This window comes from Inquilinus sp. YAF38, assembly GCF_052113205.1.
Lineage (GTDB): Bacteria > Pseudomonadota > Alphaproteobacteria > DSM-16000 > Inquilinaceae > Inquilinus.
Map to the genome: position 1 here is coordinate 24,157 of NZ_JBFRCU010000008.1, position 20,856 is coordinate 45,012.

Annotated in this window: 23 protein-coding genes; 10 read left to right on the top strand and 13 right to left on the bottom strand. The window is 68.1% G+C overall.

Annotated elements, in window-relative coordinates; translation table 11 throughout:
• Positions 1-127: 127 nt before the first annotated feature.
• The 8 genes from AB4Z01_RS05395 to AB4Z01_RS05430 form a co-directional block, all read right to left on the bottom strand.
• Positions 128-793 (bottom strand): HAD family hydrolase, encoded by a 666-nt coding sequence (locus tag AB4Z01_RS05395; protein ID WP_441691326.1) that lies wholly within the window; start codon positions 791-793, stop codon positions 128-130.
• Positions 790-1,647 carry a phosphodiesterase gene (locus AB4Z01_RS05400; protein ID WP_441691327.1) on the bottom strand — a complete coding sequence of 286 codons (858 nt, stop codon included), beginning with the start codon at positions 1,645-1,647 and terminating at the stop codon, positions 790-792. Before AB4Z01_RS05400 ends, AB4Z01_RS05395 begins: the two co-directional genes overlap by 4 nt.
• Before the next feature lie 33 nt (positions 1,648-1,680).
• Positions 1,681-2,964, bottom strand: a complete 1,284-nt coding sequence (locus tag AB4Z01_RS05405; RefSeq protein ID WP_441691329.1) for an ABC transporter substrate-binding protein — start codon at positions 2,962-2,964, stop codon at positions 1,681-1,683.
• Between the two features lie 31 nt (positions 2,965-2,995).
• The gene (locus AB4Z01_RS05410; RefSeq protein ID WP_441691331.1) at positions 2,996-3,844 is read right to left on the bottom strand and encodes a carbohydrate ABC transporter permease; all 849 of its coding nucleotides are present in this window, start codon (positions 3,842-3,844) and stop codon (positions 2,996-2,998) included.
• Complete coding sequence (locus AB4Z01_RS05415) at positions 3,841-4,755, bottom strand: carbohydrate ABC transporter permease (protein WP_441691333.1); 915 nt, start codon at positions 4,753-4,755, stop codon at positions 3,841-3,843. The genes AB4Z01_RS05410 and AB4Z01_RS05415 overlap by 4 nt, the downstream gene beginning before the upstream one ends.
• The gene (locus AB4Z01_RS05420) at positions 4,752-5,951 is read right to left on the bottom strand and encodes an ABC transporter ATP-binding protein (protein ID WP_441691334.1); all 1,200 of its coding nucleotides are present in this window, start codon (positions 5,949-5,951) and stop codon (positions 4,752-4,754) included. The genes AB4Z01_RS05415 and AB4Z01_RS05420 overlap by 4 nt, the downstream gene beginning before the upstream one ends.
• A 77-nt stretch (positions 5,952-6,028) precedes the next feature.
• Positions 6,029-6,859: a MurR/RpiR family transcriptional regulator gene (locus AB4Z01_RS05425; protein ID WP_441691336.1), complete on the bottom strand. Its 831-nt coding sequence runs from the start codon at positions 6,857-6,859 to the stop codon at positions 6,029-6,031.
• Between the two features lie 30 nt (positions 6,860-6,889).
• Positions 6,890-7,813 carry an EamA family transporter gene (locus tag AB4Z01_RS05430; protein WP_441691338.1) on the bottom strand — a complete coding sequence of 308 codons (924 nt, stop codon included), beginning with the start codon at positions 7,811-7,813 and terminating at the stop codon, positions 6,890-6,892.
• Positions 7,814-8,019: 206 nt separating this feature from the next.
• On the opposite strand from AB4Z01_RS05430, the gene AB4Z01_RS05435 reads away from it, so the two are divergent.
• From AB4Z01_RS05435 to AB4Z01_RS05450, 4 genes are read left to right on the top strand one after another with little or no spacing between them, the layout of a single operon-like run.
• Complete coding sequence (locus AB4Z01_RS05435) at positions 8,020-9,336, top strand: DegT/DnrJ/EryC1/StrS family aminotransferase (RefSeq protein WP_441691340.1); 1,317 nt, start codon at positions 8,020-8,022, stop codon at positions 9,334-9,336.
• 11 nt (positions 9,337-9,347) lie between these two features.
• Positions 9,348-10,082 carry an amino acid kinase family protein gene (locus tag AB4Z01_RS05440; protein WP_441691342.1) on the top strand — a complete coding sequence of 245 codons (735 nt, stop codon included), beginning with the start codon at positions 9,348-9,350 and terminating at the stop codon, positions 10,080-10,082.
• Positions 10,083-10,100: 18 nt separating this feature from the next.
• A complete protein-coding gene (locus AB4Z01_RS05445) occupies positions 10,101-10,913 on the top strand; it encodes a nucleoside-diphosphate kinase (protein ID WP_441691344.1) in 813 nt (270 codons plus the stop codon).
• A gap of 2 nt (positions 10,914-10,915) precedes the next feature.
• Positions 10,916-11,488, top strand: coding sequence for a hypothetical protein (locus AB4Z01_RS05450; RefSeq protein WP_441691346.1), 573 nt, complete (start codon positions 10,916-10,918; stop codon positions 11,486-11,488).
• Here AB4Z01_RS05450 and AB4Z01_RS05455 read toward each other — a convergent pair.
• From AB4Z01_RS05455 to AB4Z01_RS05475, 5 genes are all read right to left on the bottom strand, one after another.
• Positions 11,454-12,830: an aminotransferase gene (locus tag AB4Z01_RS05455; RefSeq protein WP_441691347.1), complete on the bottom strand. Its 1,377-nt coding sequence runs from the start codon at positions 12,828-12,830 to the stop codon at positions 11,454-11,456. The two genes, AB4Z01_RS05450 and AB4Z01_RS05455, sit on opposite strands and share 35 nt — an antisense overlap.
• A gap of 133 nt (positions 12,831-12,963) precedes the next feature.
• On the bottom strand, positions 12,964-13,116 hold the full coding sequence (locus tag AB4Z01_RS05460) for a hypothetical protein (RefSeq protein ID WP_441691349.1): 153 nt from the start codon (positions 13,114-13,116) through the stop codon (positions 12,964-12,966).
• Between the two features lie 1,242 nt (positions 13,117-14,358).
• Complete coding sequence (locus AB4Z01_RS05465; protein WP_441691351.1) at positions 14,359-15,279, bottom strand: CHAD domain-containing protein; 921 nt, start codon at positions 15,277-15,279, stop codon at positions 14,359-14,361.
• Between the two features lie 209 nt (positions 15,280-15,488).
• On the bottom strand, positions 15,489-16,691 hold the full coding sequence (locus AB4Z01_RS05470; protein WP_441691353.1) for an extracellular catalytic domain type 1 short-chain-length polyhydroxyalkanoate depolymerase: 1,203 nt from the start codon (positions 16,689-16,691) through the stop codon (positions 15,489-15,491).
• A gap of 86 nt (positions 16,692-16,777) precedes the next feature.
• Positions 16,778-17,197, bottom strand: coding sequence for a CopG family transcriptional regulator (locus AB4Z01_RS05475; RefSeq protein WP_441691354.1), 420 nt, complete (start codon positions 17,195-17,197; stop codon positions 16,778-16,780).
• Between the two features lie 313 nt (positions 17,198-17,510).
• On the opposite strand from AB4Z01_RS05475, the gene AB4Z01_RS05480 reads away from it, so the two are divergent.
• The 6 genes from AB4Z01_RS05480 to AB4Z01_RS05505 all read left to right on the top strand — a co-directional run bounded on the left by AB4Z01_RS05480 (position 17,511) and on the right by AB4Z01_RS05505 (position 20,825).
• Positions 17,511-17,813, top strand: coding sequence for a hypothetical protein (locus AB4Z01_RS05480; RefSeq protein ID WP_441691355.1), 303 nt, complete (start codon positions 17,511-17,513; stop codon positions 17,811-17,813).
• The gene (locus tag AB4Z01_RS05485; RefSeq protein WP_441691356.1) at positions 17,810-17,977 is read left to right on the top strand and encodes a hypothetical protein; all 168 of its coding nucleotides are present in this window, start codon (positions 17,810-17,812) and stop codon (positions 17,975-17,977) included. The genes AB4Z01_RS05480 and AB4Z01_RS05485 overlap by 4 nt, the downstream gene beginning before the upstream one ends.
• Entirely contained in the window at positions 17,974-18,738 is a 765-nt protein-coding gene (locus AB4Z01_RS05490) for a hypothetical protein (protein ID WP_441691358.1), read from the top strand. The genes AB4Z01_RS05485 and AB4Z01_RS05490 overlap by 4 nt, the downstream gene beginning before the upstream one ends.
• Before the next feature lie 17 nt (positions 18,739-18,755).
• Entirely contained in the window at positions 18,756-18,929 is a 174-nt protein-coding gene (locus tag AB4Z01_RS05495; protein WP_441691522.1) for a hypothetical protein, read from the top strand.
• A 240-nt stretch (positions 18,930-19,169) separates the two neighbouring features.
• Positions 19,170-20,225, top strand: a complete 1,056-nt coding sequence (locus AB4Z01_RS05500; RefSeq protein ID WP_441691359.1) for a hypothetical protein — start codon at positions 19,170-19,172, stop codon at positions 20,223-20,225.
• Positions 20,226-20,243: 18 nt separating this feature from the next.
• A complete protein-coding gene (locus tag AB4Z01_RS05505) occupies positions 20,244-20,825 on the top strand; it encodes a UbiX family flavin prenyltransferase (protein WP_441691360.1) in 582 nt (193 codons plus the stop codon).
• Positions 20,826-20,856 lie beyond the last annotated feature (31 nt).

Here is a 20,856-nt window from a genome sequence, read left to right on the forward strand (position 1 = left end):
TAGATTCCAGATCGGATTTCGAGAGTCAATATAGTGAAAGATGAATTTATTCTTAATGTTTGATTTTGCTTTAACTCTATTCTGGCGAAGGAGTAAGTTTCGTTTCTGCGAACTCGATTGAAGAGATCTAGGCTGGGACGAGTATCTCCTGACACTCGCGCCAGCTACGGGCGATGTGGTGGGCGCCGGCCTCGCGCAGCCGGCCCGGCGTGCCCACGTCGCAATGGCCGCCGCCGGTGAAGCCGATCACGGTCATGCCGGCCGCCCGGGCGGCGGTGACGCCGGCGACGCTGTCCTCGACCACCAGGCAGCGGTCGGGTGTGACGCCGAGGCGGGCGGCGGCGAACAGGAAAAGGTCGGGGGCCGGCTTGCCGCGCTCGACCTGCGAGGCGCTGAATACATGCGGCGCGAACAGGTCATACAGCCCGGTCCGCGTCAGGGTGTGGCGCAAGCGCTCGGGCGAGCTGCTGGAGGCGACGCAGCGCCGCATCCCCAGCGCCAGCACGGCGTGGCGCGCATCGGGCAGGGCCGCCAGCTCCTGCTCGAAGGCGGCGGCGAGGCGGGCCGACAGCCGCGCGTCGAAATCCTCCGGTAGCGCCCGCCCGGCCTCGCGCTCCAGGATCGCCCGCATCCCGCCCTGCGACATGCCGACGAAGCGCCGGCGAACCTCGACGACGCTGAGCGGGAAACCCGCGGCGGTGAACATCTCGGCATCGACCTCGCAGGCGATCACCTCGCTGTCGATCAGGACGCCGTCGCAGTCGCAGATCAGCAGGTCGAACCCGGGCCTCATCGCGCCACCGCCAGCACCGGCCGGCGCATCTCGATCACGCCGGACCCGCCGTCCAGCTCGGCCCGCTCCTCGGCGACGACATCCTCTTCGCTGCCCGGCTCGACGCTGTGGACGACGACGTCGCCATCTTCCAGAAGCAGCACGTCATAGGTCGGCCGGCGGTCGACATAAAGCGCCCGCAGGCCGCGCAGCTCGACGTCGATCGGGTGGCAGGTGCCGCGGTTGGCGTTGAACGACACGCCGCCGCGCTGGCCGGACAGGCCGACATGGCAATGGCCGAAGGCCAGGTGGCGCACCCGCCCGCCGGCGCCGCGCAGCAGGCCCATCAGCTCGGCGCCGTTGGCCAGCAGCATGTGGCCGAAATACTCGACGCCGATGGTGAAGGGCGGGTGGTGCAGGAACACCGTCACCGCCCGGTCGCTGCTCTCCGCCAGCCGGTCGGCGACCCAGCCCAGCCGGTCGCGGCACAGGATCCCGGCGCCGGGCTGGTCCTCGTCCAGCGTGTCGAGGAACAGCAGCCGCACCCCGTCGAGGTCGAGCACGGATTGGACGAAGCCATGCGAGTCGCACTCCGCCTCCGGGAAGGCGGCCCGGAACGCCGCCCGCCGGTCGTGGTTGCCCAGCAGCAGCCGCACCGGCACCCGAAGCGTGGCGAGGATGCCGCGCAGCCGCTCGTAGGACGCGGCGTCGCCGGCATCGGTCAGGTCGCCGGTGACGACGCAGAGATCGGCATCGGCGTGGCGGCTGTTGATCGAGGCGATGCAGGCCCTGAGCCGGCTCTCCGGCTCGAACCCGATCACCCGCCCGCCAGGCGGGCAGAGATGCAGGTCGGTGAGGTGGATGATCTTGCGCATGGCTCCGCCCGGCGGTGATGGGTCAGGGATCGGTCAGTTGGTCAGGATCGTGTCGGTGGCCGCGACCAGCTGGGCCAGCCCGTCCTCCGGCGTCACCGAGCCGCGCATGATCGCGGACAGGATCGCCTTCTGCTCGTCCCAGATGCCGACGCTCTTGTTGCCCGGATAGCCGGCCCAGGACCGGGCGATCGGCCACTGCTTCATGCTGGTGGTCCAATCCGGGTTCTTGGCATAGTGGTCGCCGAGATATTCGGCCTTGGTGACCTGCAGGTTGGTCGGCATGTAGCCGGAGCCGAGCACGGCGATGGTCTGGCCTTCCGGCCCGGTGACGAATTTCAGGAACTCCCACGCCGCCTTCTGCTTGGCCGGATCCTGGGTCAGGATCACCGCGGCGTTGCCGCCGGTCGGCAGGCCGCCCTTGGCGCGGTCGGCCACCGGATAGGGGGCGGTGCCGAACTTGAACTTGCCGCCGATCGCGTCGCCCATGCTGCGGACCTCGGCGGTCGAGCCGATGAAGATCCCCAGCTTGCCGGCGGCGAATTGCTGGATGGCCTGGTCCTCGTTCAGGAACGGCATCTCGGTCTCGGCGACGAAGCGGCGCGCCAGCGCCACCGCCTTGCGGCCGGCGTCGCCGCCGAATGCCACCTTTTGAGTCTGCGGGTCGATCACCTGGCCGCCGAAATTGTCGATCAGCGCCTGCCACAGCCAGTCGTCGCCCCATTCGTCAACGGCGTAGGACATGCCGTCGGCATCGCTCGACCCCTTGATCTTGCGGGCCAAGTCGATGATGCCGTCCCAGTCGGCCGGGAAGGCGTCGGGGTTGGCGCCGGCCCTGGCGATCAGGTCGCGGTTGAAATAGACGATCGGGGTCGAGGCGTTGAACGGCAGCCCCCATTGCTTGCCGTCGACCTGGCCGAGCGCCAGCACGGTCGGGCTGTAGTTCGCCGTGGTCCAGGCGGTGCCTTCGGCCTGCAGGACGCCGTCCAGCGGCGCGATCTGGTCGCGCGGCTGCAGCGTGCGCACCAGCTCCGGCAGCGTGTTGTAGGCGGCGTAATAGACGTCCGGCAGGGTGTCGGTCATCGCCGCCCTGACGATCCGCTGATGCGCGTCGCCATAGCTGGCGGCCGGGGCCTGGAACTTGATCTTGATGTCCGGATGGGCCTGCATGAAGGCCTCGGCGATCGGCTCGTGGAAGCGCTTGTGCGACGGCCAGGCGTGCAGCACCTGCAGCGTCACCTGCTCGGCGGCAGCGGGGGGCGCGGCGAAGACCGCTCCCAGGACGAGCGCGGCGGAAAGACCGGTCCAGATCCGTTTCATGACGATGCTTCCCTGTTGTGGATGACCGGCCTCATCGCAGGCCGGTCATGGCGATGCCGCGGATGAACTGGCGCTGCGCGGCGAAGAAGGCGGCGACCAGCGGCGCGGTGACGATCAGCGCGGCGGCCATCAGGGCGCCGTAGTTGGCCCCAAGCTCGCCGTCGCGGAAGAACAGCAGGCCGAGCGGCGGGGTCGCCATGTCGGTCGAGGAGACCACGATCATCGGCCAGAACAGGTCGTTCCAATGGGCGGTCGCCGAGAACACGACGAAGGCGGCGATCGCCGGCCGGGCGCTGGGGACGATCAGCCGCAGCAGGATCTCCAGCTGGGTCAGCCCGTCCAGCCGTGCCGCCTCCAGCACCGCGTCGGGATAGCCGCGGAAATGCTGGCGCAGCAGGAAGATGGCGAAGACCGACAGCAGGAAGGGCAGCATCAGCGCGGCGTAGCTGTCGAGCAGGTGCAACTTGGCCAGGCCGAGATACAGCGGCAGCATCGGCACCTGGACCGGAATGCACAGCGCCAACAGGACCAGGGCGAACAGCAGGCGGCTGCCGGGGAAGCGCAGCTTAGCCAGGGCGTAGGCGCAGGGGATGGCGACCAGCAGCTGCGCCGCGACAATGCCGCCGACCACGACCACCCCGTTCAGCAGCAGCCGCAGCATCGGCACGGACGTCACCGCCTGGCGGATATTGTCGATCGCGGCTCCGGCGTCGGTCGGCAGGCCGAAGGGCTCGGACAGCACGTCGGCCGCGGGGCGCAGCGCGGTCAGCACCATCCAGGCGAAGGGCAGCAGCACCATGGCGGCCGCGGCGATCAGCACGAGATGGCCGAGCAGCGGGCCCAGGGCGCGCCGCACCGGGGCGAGGGGAAGGGCGCTCATGAATAGTGGATCCGGCGGTCAGCGATGGCGACCTGCAGCAGCGAGATCGCGACAATGATCGTGAGGAACACGACGGATAGGGCGGCGCCCAGGCCGATGTCGAGCTGCTGGTAGGCGGTCTGGTAGATCCGGTACAGCAGCACGTCGGTCGACCCCATCGGACCGCCGCGGGTCAGCGCCGCCACGGAGTCGAACACCTGGCAGGCGGTGATGCAGGAGGTGACGGTGACGAACAGAGCCGTGGGCGCCAGCAGCGGCCAGGTCACCCGGGCGAAGCGCTCGGCGCCACGCATCCCGTCCAGGGCCGCGGCGTCGTGCACGTCGCGCGGCAGCGAGGCGAGGCCGGCCAGGAACAGGATGACGTTGAAGCCGATCAACTGCCAGGCGCCGAGGGCGGCGAGCGAGAAAATCGCCACCGAAGGATCGGTCAGGAAATCGACACGGCCAAGGCCGAGCTGCTGCAGCCAGCTGTTGATCGGGCCGATGCGCCCGTGCAGCAGGAACTGCCAGACGAAGGCCATGGCGACGAAGGTGCTGGTGACCGGCAGGAAGAACACGACCTCGTAGACATGGCGCAGCCGGCGCCGCGCCTGGATCAGCAGGGCCAGCCCCAGGCCGATGCCGACCGCGGCCGGCACCACCAGCCCGACATAGGTCGCGGTGTTCGCCAGGGCCCGACGGATGGCGGGGTCGCTCCACAGCCGGGCGTAGTTGGCGCTGCCGACGAAGCGGGTGTCCGTCTGCCCTAGACTGTAATCGGTCAGGCTCAATCCCAGCACCACCGCCAGCGGCGCCAGCACGATCGCCACCAGCAGCAGCGTGGCCGGCAGCGCCAGGCACCAGCCCTGCAGCGCCTCCCGCCGCGCCGCGCCCGGGCGCGGCGCAGGGCGGGCCAGCATGGCGGCGGTCACGACGCCACCGCGGTCGCAACCGGTTGGCCGATCACCGGCTTGGCCGTCAGGCGGTCGCCGGCGGCGTCGAAGACCAATCGGGATTCGGGGGCGATGCGCAGGGCCAGCTGCTCCTGCGGCGCCAGGGCCAGGGCCTCGTGCAGCCGGGTCTGGCCGACCCGGATGCTGACGGCGAGGTCCGGTCGGCTGACCAGGGCCAGCTGCACCATGGCCTCATGGCCCAAATGCTCGACATGGCGGACCGAGCCGAGGAGGTCGCCCGGCTCCACGCCGCGCAGCGTGGTGCGGCGGAAGGCCAGGTGCTCCGGCCGGATCGCCGCGGTCAGGCCGGAGCCAGCATCGGTCGCGACCCGCAGCGGCTGGGCCTGGCCCAAGATGAGCAGCCGCCCGTCGGGCCCCAGCTCCGCCGGCAGAATGTTGATCGACGGGGTGCCGATGAATCGCGCCACCGCGAGGTGCTGCGGGTCGCCATAGACCTCGGCCGGGGTACCGACCTGCGCCACCCGGCCGTGCAGCATCACCGCGATGCGGTCGGCCATGGTCATGGCCTCGGTCTGGTCGTGGGTGACGTAGAGGCAGGACACGCCGAGCCGGCGCTGCAGCTCGACCAACTCGACCCGCAACTCGGTCCGCAGCGCCGCGTCCAGGCTGGACAGCGGCTCGTCCATCAGGAACAGCTGCGGCCGCCGGGCTATGGCGCGGCCGAGCGCAACGCGCTGCTTCTGGCCACCCGACAGCTGGCCCGGCCGGCGGCCCAGCAGCGGCTCGATCTGCAGCATCCGGGCGATCTCGGCAACGTCCTGCCGGATCCCGGCCCAGGCGGCGCGCGCGCCGGGCGCGACATGGCGGGTCAGCGGCAGCCTGCCGGCCAGCGACAGCCGGCGGACAGCGAGCGGCGTCGCCAGGTTCTCGAACACGCTCATATGCGGGTACAGCGCGAAGCTCTGGAACACCATGGCGATGTCGCGTTCGCGCGGTGGCAGCCGGTGGATCGCTCGGCCGGCCATCGCGATCGAGCCCGAATCTGCGGCGTCGAAGCCGGCGATCAGACGCAGCAGGGTGGACTTGCCGCAGCCCGACGGCCCGACCAGGGCGACGAACTCGCCCGCGCCCAGCTCGAGATCGACTCCGCGCAGGATGTCGGTCGCGTCGAAACGCTTCGTCACGCCGCGCAGCACCAGTGCCTTATCCGTCATCCGAGGCTCCCGATCGAGTCGGGGAGACCATAACGGAGTGTGACTTCAGTTTTATGAATAGTAGATGGAGTTTTGCTCTATCGAGGCTGGCGCTGCGGCGGAGCCAGGCGGCTGGCCAGGGCTTCGGCCAGGAAGACGGCCCGCGGCACCGGCGTAATGTGGCCGCCATAGGCCGGGCGTTGCAGCTTCGCCATCAGCAGCAGGGCGTCGGCATGGGATGTCAGGGCGCTCCGCTCCTGGCAAGTCACGGCGACGGTGAAGGCGCCGGCCTTCCGCGCCACCTCCAGGAAGGCCACGGTCTCGGTGGTGGCACCCGACTCGGAGATGGCGATGGCGGCGCTGTCCGGACCCAGGCCGTTTGCGACCTCATGCGCCAGCACCGCGTCGCGGATGCAATGGGCGTTCACGCCGGCCCGCAGCAGCCGGTAGGAGAACAACTCGGCGATGATGCCGGAGACGCCGGAGCCGAACAGGTCGATCCGGCTGCTGCCCTGCAGCGCCTGGGCCACCGCGTCCAGCGCGCGGGCGTCCACCGACGCGCCGGTGTCGGTGATCGAGGCGGCGAGGTCGGCCGCGAGCTCCTGCAGCGCATCATGCCCGCCCTCGCCGCGCGGCCGCCCGGCATTGCGCAGCGCCAACTCCCGGGCGACGGCGATCTTCAACTGCGAGAACCCGGGCGCCCCGACGATGTGGCAGAGGCGGACGATGCTGGCCTCGCCGGCCCGCGAAAAGCCGCTGAGCTCGCGCAGCGTGAACTGCACGACCTTCTCCGGATTCTCCAGCAGGTACTTCGCGGCGCGGGCCAGCGCCGGCGGGAAGCTGTCCAGGTTGCGCTCCATGAAGGCGAGCGGCCGCAGCTCCGTCTCCGGCAGGTCCGGCGCCGCCCGGAGCTCGTTCTCGCCAGCCATGCCGTTGTCCCCCACGGATCGTGCCGCGCGTCAGCGCCGAGCGCCGCGAGCCATACCACTCCCCGCCCGCCGCACCAAGGCGTCCGGGGTGGGCCGGTTCAGGCGCAGGGCGATGCCGCCGGCGGCCAGCAGGATCAGGGCGGCCCCGGCGGTCTCGGCCGGTGTCGGCGCGTGGCCGAACAGCAGCCAGCCATAGACCAGCGCGAACGGGATCTCGAGATAGCCGATCGACGGCAGGGCGCCGGACCGGTGCAGCCGCATGGCCCAGGCGATCAGGGCGTGGGTCAGGGCCGAGACCACGCCGATCAGCCCGGCCACCAGCCAGTCCGCGCCGTCGGGCCATCGCCCCAGGACGATCATCGGCACCAGGCCCAGCACCGCTCCCGGGGCGGCGATGTGGAAGCTGTTGGCGAAACCCCCCGTCATTCGCGCCGTGCGGGCGGTCAGGCCGAAGCACAGCGCCAGCAGCGCGGCGGCGGCGAAGGCCAAGCCGGCGCCGGCCGGGGAGATCCCGGGCGACTGCGCATAGCCCCCGGCGATCCCGGCAAGGCACAGCAGCGACAGGGCCACGGTGGTGCCGTCCGCATCCGGGCAGCGCCACGCCGCCCGGGCGAGCAGCAGCAGCAGCGGCGCGGTGAAGACGATGACCAGCGCCGCGCCCAGCGGCAGCAGCGCCAGCGACCAGAGCAGGCATAGGGAGGAAGCGAATTGCGCGCCGCCGCGCAGCAGCTGCAGCCAGGTCGGGCGCAGCGCCGCCAAGCCGCCTTCGCTGGCGACGGCCGCACCGCCGGCGAGGACGGCATGCACGGCGAACCGCATCCAGGCGATCTGGACCGCGGCATAGACGGTGATCAGCTCCTTGCCGGCGGCGTCCGCCAGGGGGGCGAGCGCCGCGCTGGCGGCCATCAGCAGCACCGCGCCCGCGGCAGGGGTGATCGGGACAGCGCGTGTCATCCGGCTCAGTCCAGTGAAAATCCACTCATCAGTTGATCTTCACAGATGAACACTAAAGTGACCGAATATATTTCGCATATTCTTCTTAAATATTTTGACAGTTCGGTTACATAGATCTCTAGATCAATCGACGAGAGCAGTTGCGTCGAAATAATTACGCAGAATGCTTTCGATTTCACCTGAATAATGCTGACGTGGAGAAGGCTATGCTGCTCAAGGATAACGCAAGGTTCGCTGCGCTGGCCTATGCCCGGCCGGAAGCTGCTTCGGCGAAGGCGCAGCTGGCGGCGTTCGGCGGCCAGCGGGCGGTGCCGGAGGATCTGGTTGTGTCCTGGCCGGCAGCGCACAGCGGACATCTCGCGGCGCTCAACCGGGTGATCCGGAGCGGCAAGTACCATCGCGTCAACCACCCGGTGGTGACGGCGCTGGAGCAGGATTTCGCGGCCTGGACCGGCCACTGGACAGTGCGCGCGGTGTCGACCGGGACTGCCGCGATCCATGTGGCGCTGGATTATGCGCGGGAGCAGGGGCCGCGGCAGCAGAGGACGAAGGTGGTCGCCGCCGCGCTGAATTGGCCCGGGGCGATTGGTCCGATCGCGTTCGCCGGGCTGGAGCCGGTCTTCGTCGACGTGTCCCTGGCCGATGCGGCGATCGACCCGGACGCGGCCGCCGCGGCCCTGTCCGGCGACACCGCCGCGGTGCTGATCACCCATCTGTTCGGCAACCCGGTGCTGGTGCCGAGGCTGCGGGAAGCGGTCCGGGCCACCGGCGGGGTCCGGCTGGTCGACGACTGCGCCCAGTCGATCGCGGTCACCACCAGCCGCGACGGCGAGGCGCCGCTCGACAGCGATGCCTTGGCCCTGTCGGGCAACGGCGCCAAGCATCTCGGCGCCGGCGAGCTCGGGCTGCTCTGCACCGCAGATCCGGGGCTGATCGATCATGTCGACCGGGTCTCGCTGACCAGTTCCGCCCGCAACGGCGAGCGCGTGTTCTCGCCGATGACCGCCGGCTACAACTATCGCCCCAACGTGTTCTCGGCCTCGGTCGCGCTCAGCCGGCTACCGGAGCTGGACGAGCAGTTGACCCAGCGCCGCCAGAATGCGGCCGTGCTCGGCGACCGTCTGGCCGGGCTGCCCGGGCTGCTGCCGCTGTACGATGCCGGCCGGCCGCGGAACTCCTTCCTCAACTTCCCGATGCGGATCGACCTCGCCCGGCTCGGCCTGCCGCCGGGGCCGGCCGCGCGCGACCTGATCGTCGAGCTGCTGCAGGCGGAGGGCGTGCCGGTCTGGGTCTGGCTGCGCAAGCCGGTGTGGGAGCACCTGCCGTTCTGGCGCGACCGCTGGTCGCTGGCCGACTTCCCGAACACGCGCACGCTGCTCGACACGATGTTCTACCTGTCCGAGATCGCGCCGCCGAACGACGACACCGCCATGCACGCCTATGCCGATGCCTTCGAGAAGGTGTGGAGCGCGCTGCCCGAGCTGCGGGCGGAGATCGAGCGGCGCGGCACGGCGACCAATTGATGGAGGCGGCGATGCGGAACCAGACGATCAAGGGCTTCGTCGATTACGACGTCGACATCGTCCTCAAGTTCGGCGGCAGCCTGACCCGGGACCTCGACCGCTGCCGGCAGTTGGTCGGGGCGATCGCCGGCCTCGCCGCCGAGGGCCAGCGTATCCTGATCCTCCCCGGCGGCGGCCGCACCGACAAGGTGATCGAGGCGATCGACCGGGAGCGGCCGCTGGCGCCGGAGACGGCGCACCGGGCCTGCGCCCTGGCCCAGGATCAAACCGGTCTGATCCTGGCCGACCCGGCCTTCTCGGACCGGCTGGTGGCCTGCGAGACGCTGGCCGCCTGCCGCGCGGCCCTGGGGCAGGGCAAAGTCGCCGTGCTGCTGCCGTCCCGGCTGCTGTTCGACGTCGACCCGGTCGAGCAGACCTTCGAGCTCACCTCGGACGCGGTCGGGGTCTGGCTGGCCTGGCTGACCGGGGCCCGCCGCGTCGCCATCCTGACCGATGTCGACGGCGTATTCGAGGCCGGGCGGATCGGCGATCCCGATCACCTGATCGCTGCCATCTCAGCCGCCGAGTTGCTGCGCATGGGCCACACCTCGATCGACGCCTGCGCAGTGGCCTTCCTGGAGGCGCGCGGGATGGACTGCACGGTACTGAACGGCCTGCATCCGGACCGGGTGACCGCCTGGGCCCGCGGGCAGGCCGCGACCGGCACGGCGATCACCGGCACCGCGCTTCGGCGCGCCGCCGCCTGACCCCGAGGAGCATCGACCATGCATATCGTGCCGTCGCCCGATCGGGCGCTGACCGTTTATTCCCCCGACGCCGTGCTCTCCGGCCTGGTCGGGGGTCTCGACCGCTTCATCGCCGAGGCCACCGGGCTGGTCCCGGCCGGCCGCGGCACCGTGGTCCACGATTCGCGCTCGATTGAGGCCTTCTACGGCCTGTCGGGCGGCACCGGCGGCAGGCACTGGCCGCTGGTGGTGGATCTGTTCGATGGCCGGGCCGCCTGCGTCACCGAATGGCGCGGCGCTGACCCGCTGGCGCGGCTGCAGCGGGTCAAGGGGGCGACCCAGCCCGCCCGGGCCGAGGCCGGAACGGTGCGCAGCCGGTTCTGGTGCGACAACCCGGTGTGCAATCTGATCCATGTCAGCGACACCTACCCGATGATGGCCGAGGAGGCGGAGATCCTGAGGTCGCGCCGCACGGCCGCAGGCTTTTCCCCGCCGGATGTGGGGCCGGACCCTGGCGTCCGGCATTCCGGGCTGCTGACCTTCGTCCGGCTCGCGGCCCGTCAGTGGCCAGGGTATGGCCTTCCCGACCTGCCGGCCGACGGCGATGCGCGGGAGACCGGCCGCCGGCTGATTGCCTGGCTGACCGGGCTGTCCGCACGGGAGCCGGCGGCGCGCGATCTGGTCGATGCCTTCTTGGCAGGGGAGGGGCCGATTCTGCCACGGATCCGGCGGGCGTTCGGCCGGATCGGCAGCTGGGACGCGCTGCTGCTGGAGTGCGCAGAGCACTCCAACCCGCTCTGGGTGGCGCAGGCCTCGGCGCCCGGCCCTGCTTATGCGACGGCGGGGGGCTGACCATGCCGCTTCCCGCCCTGCATCGACGGGTCGTCGGCCTGCTCCGCCCGCACCGCTCCTCGGTCAGCTACTGGGCGGGAAGCCTGGTGCTGGCGGATCTGCTCGGCCGGCCGCCCGGTGATTTCGACATCCATCACCGCTGCTGGCCGGATGCGTCGCGGGCCATGGCCTGCGACCATGCGGCGCTGACCGCGGCCGGCTTCGTCCGCACGGGTCTACGCGACGACGACGGCGAATGCGAGGCGACCTATGCCGCGGGGCCGGAGGAATCGGTCGTGCTGAACTGGGTGGTGGACCAGGCGCCGGTGGGGCAGGGGGCCTTCCCCGACCCGCGGCTGGGCTTCGCCGCCCACCGGCTCGACGTCGCCGCCCGCAAGCTCGCCATGGCGGTGGAGACCGGCGACGGCAAGCATGTCGCCGACCTGGCGACGCTGGAGCGGCACGGCATCTCCGTCGCGTCCTTGGTCGGGCCGGCGCTGGCGCTGCAATCGGCGCTGTCGCCGGCCGCGTTCCGCGCCGCCTGTGTCCGGCTGGGCTTGCTTAGCCCGCCGGCAGAACGCGTTCCAGCTGCATGAGGCTGGCGGCGAAGCGGTCGGCAATCTCATCGACATCGGCCTCGTCGACGATCAGCGGCGGCGAGAAGCCCAGCACGTCGCCCATGCAGCGCGCGATCAGCCCGTTCTCATAGGCCAGGCGGTCGAAGGTCGGGCCGGCCTGGCGGTCCGGGGCGAAGGGCCGGCGCGTCGCCTTGTCTTGCACCAGCTCGATGCCCAGCATCAGCCCGGCGCCGCGCACCTCGCCGACGATCGGCGAGGCTCGGCCGATCTCCTCGAAATGCGCGCGCAGCCGGGCACCCATGCGGCGGACATGGTCAACAACATCCATCTCCTCATAAATCCGGATCGCCTCGGCGGCGACGGCGACGCCGACCGGATGGCCGGAATTGGTGAAGCCGTGGCCGAAGGCGCCGCCCTGCCGATTGAACTCGCGCAGCGCGTCGTAGACAGCGGGCGCCACGACGACGGCGGAAATCGGGAAATAGGCCGAGGACAGGCCCTTGGCGAGGGCCATCATGTCCGGCCGCATGCCGACGGTCTCCTTGCCGAACCAGTTGCCGGTCCGCCCGAAGCCGCAGACGATCTCGTCGTCCAAGCACAGGATGTCGTGCCGCCGGAGCACCTCCTGGATGCGGGCGAAATAGCGTTCCGGCGGCACGATAATGCCGCCACCGGCATGGATCGGCTCGGCGATGAAGGCGGCGATCGTGTCCGGCCCCTCGGCCAGGATCAGGCGCTCCAACTCGGCCGCGAGGCGCTCGACGAAGGCGGTCTCATCCTCGCCGGGCAGCATGCCGCGATACGGGTCGGGGCACAGCGTGTGCAGGAAGCCCGGCAGCGGCAGCCCGAATTCGCGATGCATGAAGGGCAAGCCGCACATAGACGCAGCGGCGATGGTCGAACCGTGGAAGGCGCGGTCGCGCGCGATGACCTTGCGCTTGGTCGGCTTGCCGCGGGCCGCATGGTAGACCCAGGCCAACTTGACCATGGTCTCGTTCGCCTCCGAGCCCGAGGTCGCGAAATAGGCCTTGCCGCCGTCCATGCCGGTCAGCGCCACCAGCTTTTCCGCCAGCTCCGCCACCGCCTCCGAGGTCCGGTGGAAGAAGGTGTGGTAGAAGCCCAGCTCGGCATATTGCCGTGCCGCCGCGGCTGCCAAGCGCGGGTTGGCGAAGCCCAGCGAAGCGCACCACAGCCCGGCCATGGCATCGATGTAAGGCTTGCCGTCGCTGTCATAGACGCGGACGCCCGCGCCGCGCGCGACCACCAGCGGCCCCTGCTCCTCGAACAGCGTCGGGTTGGTCTGGGAGTGGATGTGGAAGGCCACGTCGCGCCGGGCGACGGGGGCCGTCAAGTCGGACATGGTCCTTGCTTCCAATCGCAGAGGTTGCGGCTTGAGTGCAATGGAGCCGGGTTCAGAATGGAGTGTCAATCCAATAATAGTTTCGTAACAGGAGTAATGCTCCGATAAGACATCGGTCCCCGTCGAAGGACCGTCAGCCTGTCAGAATCTCCCGGATCATCGCCAGGGCTGGGGGCAGCTTCTGCAAAAGTTGCTCGCCACATGTCGTCAGGGTGACGCCAGTGGCGGTTCGCACCAACAAATCGTCTTTGAAGATGTCGCGCAGCCGGGCGAGAGTTCGGCTCATCGCCGGCTGGCTCAGTCCCACCCGTTGGCAGCGTAGGTAACGCTCCGCTGCTCCAACAGCGCCTCCAGCGCAACCAGCAGGTTCAGGTCGACCGAGGCGAGATTTATGCCGCCCGCTGAGGCTGGCCCTGTGCTGGTGGACGCTGCGACTCGCCTGATCGTCACACGAACCTCCGCGGTCCGACCGCCCGAACCCAGCAGGCAATGTCGCACCGGGATGAACGGGCAATCATGTCTACGCGCATACATTTCTCCCACACCTGGACTGCGCTTCAGTGCCGCCATAGCCGTCTCGGGTACGGCAACGACAGCTTCGGCAGACGCTGTAGATATCCCCGCGACCATCGTATTGTTTCAGAACAAAGACAGAAATGTTTTGGTTTTCGGCAAGATTACCCTGCCAGAGCTCAAGCTTAATGTGTCCATAAGAATGATTCCGAAGAAACGAGGCATTGTCAATGACCGATTTATATTACTAAAAGCAACGAAATTTCAGATCATAATGCTCTCACTCTCCGAAATATCGTGGACTTTGATCGCGCATACGCTGCAGGACCGGCGAGCTGCGGCGCCGCTTCTGGACCAGAGCTGGCACGACGATGACCGCGAGAGACCGGGCGCTAGGCCAAGCTAGATGAGCATTGGGACGGGCGCAGACCGGCATCTCGCCAGTGTGGCGCCACGCGGACCGCTCTTTGGGATGCGCCAGCGATCGTGATCCGCACGGCCTGAGACGCCGATCGACTTTCGTTCGGCAAACGGACCCGTGTGGTCAGGGCGTCGATCCTGATCTGCGGCATTGGGATGTTGCTGATGGCGTGGGGCGGAACATGCCCTTCTCAGCCGGCCTGATTGAACGGACGCGCCCGAAGATGCCGAGGGAGTTGCCTCTGATGTATGCAAAGACCGAGGAAGGTCGCGTCCCACTGCAACGTGGACCTTTGGTCCTAATGTCGATGTCACAACGTTGTGATAAAGTCAGACTATTGCGCACTTGTACGGCAGACAGGTCATGCCATATCGGCAAAGCTATGCTCGCACTGAGACGGAGATTCTGGCGCTTCAGCTGCACCGCAATCTCCATGGCCCCAGCACGTACCCTGAAGACATCCGGGCGCTCGTGGATGAGATCGAGCGCCGTGAGCGCCGATCCGAAGACGTTGAGAAGATTTTGAGCGAGGGTCGCCACTACTTGGCGGACCGGAAGCCCACCCACTGATTGCGCACGGCCGTCGGCGCGCCGCTATCGCCAGAACGCCTTGGCACTGGCGAGTTGGCGCTGTGCGGCGGCCGCCTGCCGCAACAGTGCCGGCTCCCGCGATTCTTCGGCTCCGGTGATCAGCCCGCCGGTAAAGGCGGGCTCGGCCGCTGCCCCTTGCCGCGCCAGTCCGGCCGCCAGCTCGCGCCCGGTGGCGATGTCATTCAGCGCGCCCAGCCCATCCTGCATCGCCTCCAGCGCTTCCGGGAACTTGGCGTGCTGGCGCCGCTTCGACTTGCCTTGGTAGAGCGGCGCGAAGAATTCGGCGGCATAGCGCAGCTTCTTGGTCTGGATCCTGACCCGGTGCCGTGCCGTGGGGTCGAGCTTCGCGAGGCGCTTGCCCCGCTTCCGCACCTTGCGCCAGCGCGAGTCGAGGATGTCGGCGGCGGCATTCTCGATCCGCTCCCGCGAACGTTGGCCGTCGTCACTAGTGCGCCGCGTCCAAGGCCCCCGCTCCAGCCATTCCGCGAGCCGCAGCATAAGCGCGACGAAGCGTGGCGATTGCAGTACAGCGAGTACGTCGGCATAAACTCGCTCGCCGCCCTCGCTGACCAGCTCGATGAATCCGGTGGCGTCAACGACCTGCGGTGCTTGCCCGGAGGTCACCCGCTTGAGGAACACATCGTGGTTGCGCGCGCGGCCCAACGGCTCCGACGCCCATCGCAATTCCTGTTTGATCGCCTCGAGCTCGCGGTCCGTCACGACCGTCTTGAACAGCGAGAAGGCGGAGCGCAGGCGGCGCATCGCGACGCGGGCTTGGTGCAGCGCCTCGACGTCGCGCCGCTGGAGCAGGATCGCCTCGTTCAGCCGGTACTGCCGGATACAGCTGTGGGCTATGGCGCGGAAACCGTCCGCTTTCAGCTCGATCTCATGGGGCTCCGGGGATGAAGCTGTACGCGCTGGCATGGCTCAACCTCCTCCCCGTGGAACAGTCGCGGCCTGATCCGGTTCCAGAGCCTCCTTTATAGCCCGACTGGTCGAGGTCCAGCTTGGAGGAGCCGCTGCCGTGTCAGGTCAGGCTGAGAGACCCTGCCTGACACCGGCCGTAGGTGTTGTCGACAAACGCAACCTCTGGGCCGGGCCCGCCTCTTCAACAGGCTCGGCGTGGTTCAGCCTTAGCTGAGTGTGCTCGAAAAGAAGCGCAACATCTCGCGGCTCGCATCTGGACCTCGCGGATCAGTGTAGGATCCGGCGGGGCTCCCGCCCGACCATGAATGTCCCGCCCCGTGCAGGACCCAGTGCTCCGACACCGGACGCCCGCTCTCGTCCGTCCTGGCGGTGCAGGTGTAACTGATCCCGCCGGGGACGGTCCCGCGTCTGATCGTGGTACCAGAACCAGCTGCGGCCGCAGTCTGGGCAACGACTTGGTCGCCATTGACCGGATTGACGGTCGTGTCGCGGTCGCCGTGGAACACGATGGTCGGGACGGCAATTCTGAGCCGGCCCGCTCCTGCCGCCGGAGAGCTCCCTTGGCGCATCGCTGCGAAGGCTGACGCCACGTCGCTCGCTGCCCCGCACGCCAGTCCGGAATGCACTCCGATGGCCGCATAGAGATCAGGGTAGGTTACCCCCAGGATGGCCGCGGCCGCCCCTCCCGCGGACAGGCCGGCAACATAGACGCGCCGGGGATCGATCGGGTGGTCGCGCATAACCTGGCGAGTGACGCCGGCGATCAGGGCCGGCTCGCCGTGGCTGCGCCGCTGGTCGCCGGCGTTGAACCAGTTCCAGCATCCAGAGGCATTGGCCGATCGGATCTGCGCCGGATAGGCGACGTAGAAGCCTTGCTCCTCCGCCAACTCGTTCATCCGGGTGCCGACGGCGAAATCGTCGGGCGTCTGGGCGCAGCCATGCAACATCACCACGAGCGGCAACCGATGTCCGTGCCGGCTGGGCGTGAACAGTTTGTAGGGACGGCTTCCCCCCTGGTCGGCATAGACGAGATCTTCGAAGCGCGTGCCATCGGCGACCGGCGTCGCCGCGTGCTTGGAACGGGTGGATCTCCCGACATGCCCGAACGGGATGGCTCGGCGCGACGCGCGGCCGACGAGCCCGCGGAACGCCCCGAGCGGCTGCGGGCGGCCGGCCGTCCCTGCGGCGGCATCGTCGCGCCGGGGAGATGTCCAACTCTCCCCCGTCTCGGCGGAGGGCGGCACCATGTCGACCACGCCGTCCTTTCCCATGGACGAAGCCTGAGCTGGCGCATCCCCCTGGCAAGCTGGAGCCACGAGCGTCCCACGGAGAACGGCCATGGCTTCGCCGAGCCGCCCGGCGCGGGTGAGGCGGGTCGCCTCCTGCATGGTTCTGGATCGTGCGGTCATGATAATCCTGTGTGTCAGACGTCCGTCAGGCAGCGATGCTCGCGCCTGCGTGAGATCGGTGAGGTGCTTGGCCGCCGCTAGGGTCGTCAGCGAATCCGGTCGGCCAGCGTGGCCTTCACTGCGGCGCTTGCCTGCAGGGCACCCAGCACGTGCAGCGAGGCAATGGAGTTGCGAGCGAGGTCGGGGGAGACATCGTCTCCGATCACCGCCAGCCCGAGGACCTGGATGTGCAGCATCTCGCCGGCATTCCGCGCGGCTTCCAGTTCCTGCCGTTCATACCGGCGGAGGCCGAGGTCGAGGCGATGGTGGGCTACGGATCGTTGAATCGCCTCGCCATGCCGCTCAAGCTGGTTGCGGATCGCCGTGCGAATGAGGTCCGTGCGGTTGGCGTAGAAGCCTTCCTGCACGAGGAGATCGATCTGGCCGAGATCAACGTGGCCGAGATTTATCGTGATCTTCTCGCTGTCGGCCACCCTGGGCCGCAACTCGCGTACGCCGCTGTTCATTTGACCATCCCGTGACCATCCACCTGGATGGTAGATAAATGGGCGCTGCTGGAATTTCAAGGGCGGCTGGAGCAAGTTCGACGAACGCGCTGCCCTCGTGTAAGTCCGCCGCCAACCGATCGGGAATCAACCCTGGTCGGCCTCGGGTGGTGCGCAATCGCCGGGGCTTTCGGGCCGGCTCTCGCTCTAAGTAACCGAATTGATTGGTCGATAATGGCGATTATCGCGCATTGGAAAGGATGTTGCGCGCCACGGATGGGGTTGAATCGTAGTCGCGGGGCGCCGGCGGCGCCGGCAGCATGAGGGAGGGACCGTGCCGAGCACCAAGGATGCGACCGAGACGCCATGGCGCACCGACGCCGACCCGCCGGCCTGTTTCGGTCCGGACGGGCGGACGATCGGCACGGTGATCCGCGATGCCCGCGGCCGCCGGGTCCTGCGGCTCTGCCCGCCCGGCACCCGCGGCACCCAGGCGCTGCAGGCGGCCGCCGCCGCCGCGATCGTGACCCTGGCCAACAGCGCCGCGTCGGCGATGCTGGACGCCGGGCCGATCCGCCGCGCCCCGCGAAGCCGCAGCCACGCCGTGGACACAGCGGAGAGGGAGGCCGGATCATGAGACAGTATCGTCAGCATCCGGAACGCTTCGTGCGCGATCATTCCGATGACCACGCCCTTCGCCAGACGCTGGCGGGCGGCGAGGCGATCGCCGACGCCATCGCGCGGATCCCTGACGAGGAGGCGGCCGCGCTGGACCAGTTGCCCGCGCTGATGCGGCCATGACCGACGCGATCGAGGACGCCGCCACGCCCGAGGCTATGCCTCCGGCCATGCCGTGGACGCCGCCGGCGGGGCCCGTGGCCATGAGCGAGGCGAAGATCGCCGAGATCAAGGCCCTGGCCGAGAAGGCCGACCAGCTGGTGGAAGCCTCGCTTTCGGCCAACACCCGCCTGGCCTGCGGCAAGGCCTGGCGCGCCTGGAGCGAGTGGTGCCTGGGCTTCGGCCTCGACCCGACCGGCGAGAACCCGTCGGCTGCAGCCGACGCCCGCTGGCTGGTCATGCACCTGACTGCCCTCTCGGAAAAGCGGTCGCTGTCGACCATTCTGCTGCGCCGCGCCGCGGTCGTGGCGATCCGCAAGCGGCTGAAGCGGCCGCTCGCGCTCGACGACGCCGAGTTCGAGGCCTTCCTGAAAGGCCTACGCCGGACCAAGGGCGCCCGGCCGGTGCGCAAGGCGGCGCTGCTCGAGCCGAACCTGCGCGCCCCGTCCCTGGTGCTGACCCCGGAGATGCGCCCCCCGTTAGCGGACCTTGATCTTCCCAGCGGTGCCTCGCCTCCAGAATGGGGCGACAACATGGGGCGGGCAGAAAATCGCGCGAAGGGGTCAAGCCAGGAACGCCCCTGTGCTTGCACTTCAGAACTGTGTCAGACCTTCATGAAGAGGCGCGCTCCGGTCCTGGAACGAGCGCCAGAGCTGGTCCCACGGGACGCGTCGACAGCATCGGAGCTTGCCCGCGCAGGGCGTGTTCCTGCCGGCCGCCACTGATTGACGAGGTCGTGGGCATGTTCGACCGGCTGATCGGCAAGCTCTTCCAACGAGCGGAGCGCCGGGCTGCCGAGGATTTCCAGGCCAATGCCCGCGCCATCAATGAGAAGGTGCGGCTGTTGGCCAAGTTGGGCGGCGCGGGTTCCGTGTCCCCCGCGGCATGTCGAAAATATTCTGCCTCCGGCGCTTGATCTGTGATCGATCCGTGACCGGATCCGGCCCGGTCATCCCTTACGCTCCTGCATCGCCCAGTTCCGTTCTTCCGCCGGGCGCCGTCGGAAAAAGAGCAGGCATGGCCGTCACGAGGCGGAGCTTAGAAGACAATGGACAATTCGAAATTCACAGTTTCAACGACCGCGGCAGCGTCCGTAGCCCAGAAACCAGGTGGTGCAATGGTGGGAAGGGCAGTTACACGGACGGCCCGATCATTCTTGTTTGTCGTCTTGCTCGGAGGCTGCTCGAGCTACGGCCCGCTCGTTCTTGATCGGGATCGCGTCGACTATGGCCAAGCTTTATCCGAATCGACAAAGCAGCAAACGCTACTGAATATCGTTCGAATCCGGTATGGGGACATTCCGACTTTTGTAAATGTTGATCAGATCGTTTCGAGCTATCAGCTGCAAGGCAGCGGCGGTGTCTCGGTTGGCCCCAATCCAGTCACGGGATTCCCCGTTCCCTCGGAGACGGGCGGCGTCAGCTTCACGGATCGGCCGACGATGACGTTTTCGCCCGTCACCGGGGCACTGCTCGAAGGTTCCTTCGTTCGTCCCCTTAGCCCACGCGAAGTGCTCATACTGGCGGAGAATGGGATGTGGATAGATGTTCTATTTCGTCTCACTGTCCAGTCGGTTGCAGGCCTCGTCAACGCTGGGCGCCTCCAGACCAGCTTTACGTCACAAGACGATTTGCAAGTCGGTTCGCCTGAGTTTTTCGCGCTGTGCGCCGACTTGCGGACGTTGCAGGAGGGCGGGGCTTTGAGCTTCCGCTTTACCAACGGCAAGGATGGCCCGCATGTGTTCCTCTCGATTTTGAACACTCGAGTCGGCGCACTGGCGGCCGTGGCAGCCCGGGTGCGCGACCGGCTTGGGATCGGACCGGGCGAGGTCGAAGTCGTTTACGGGCGGGATGCCCATGGCCCGCATCAAGTCGCGATGCTGACGCGCTCGTTCATTGGGATGATGACCTCCGTCAGTGCCTTCATCGACGTCCCTGACGCCGATGTCGAGGAGCATCGCGCACTTCCGACGCCCCGCAATGCGACGGTCGGGGAAAGGCCTGTGGTGATCGTGCGGACATCAACGAGCCGACCGCAATCTCGTTATGCCGCTGCTGCGGTTCCGTACAGAGACCGCTGGTTTTGGATCGATGATACCGACTTCGAGTCGAAGGATGCCTTCAGGACGTTGCTGCTCCTCATGCAACTTGGGGAGGGCGGAGCGGACCGCACGAAGGCGGCCGTGCTCACGATTCCGGCGTCTGTTCAATAGCACAGGCCGTAGATCGTCATGCAGCGTCCAAGGCTCATCGTCGGCATTAGTGGCGCAACCGGAATCGTCTATGGCATCAGGGTGCTGCAGGTGGCGCGCGTCCTTGAGATCGAGACTCATCTGGTGGTCACAAAGGCTGGCGAACGTACTCTCGCTCACGAGACCGATGTGACCATTCAAGAGCTCCGAAGCATGGCGGACCAGGTCTATCCCGACGCTGATATCGGAGCCGCCATCGCGTCCGGAAGCTTCACCACCATCGGGATGGTGGTCGCGCCCTGCTCGGTGCATAGCCTGGCCGAAATAGCCCATTCGACCACCGATGGCCTGCTGACCAGAGCCGCGGATGTCTGTCTCAAGGAGCGCCGCCGCCTCGTATTGCTGTTCCGCGAGACGCCGCTGCATGCGGGTCACATTCGCAGCATGGCCGCAGCAACAGAAAATGGGGCGATCATCTTCCCGCCGGTGCCGGCCTTCTACACGCGCCCGAACACCGTGGCCGACATCGTTGAGCATACGGTGGGGCGGGTGTTCGATCTGTTCGGTCTCGATGCAGGCTTGGTCCAACGATGGACCGGGCAGCAAAGCAGACAACGCTAGCAATCCGAATTCGCCCGGCCGCCAAGCCCAT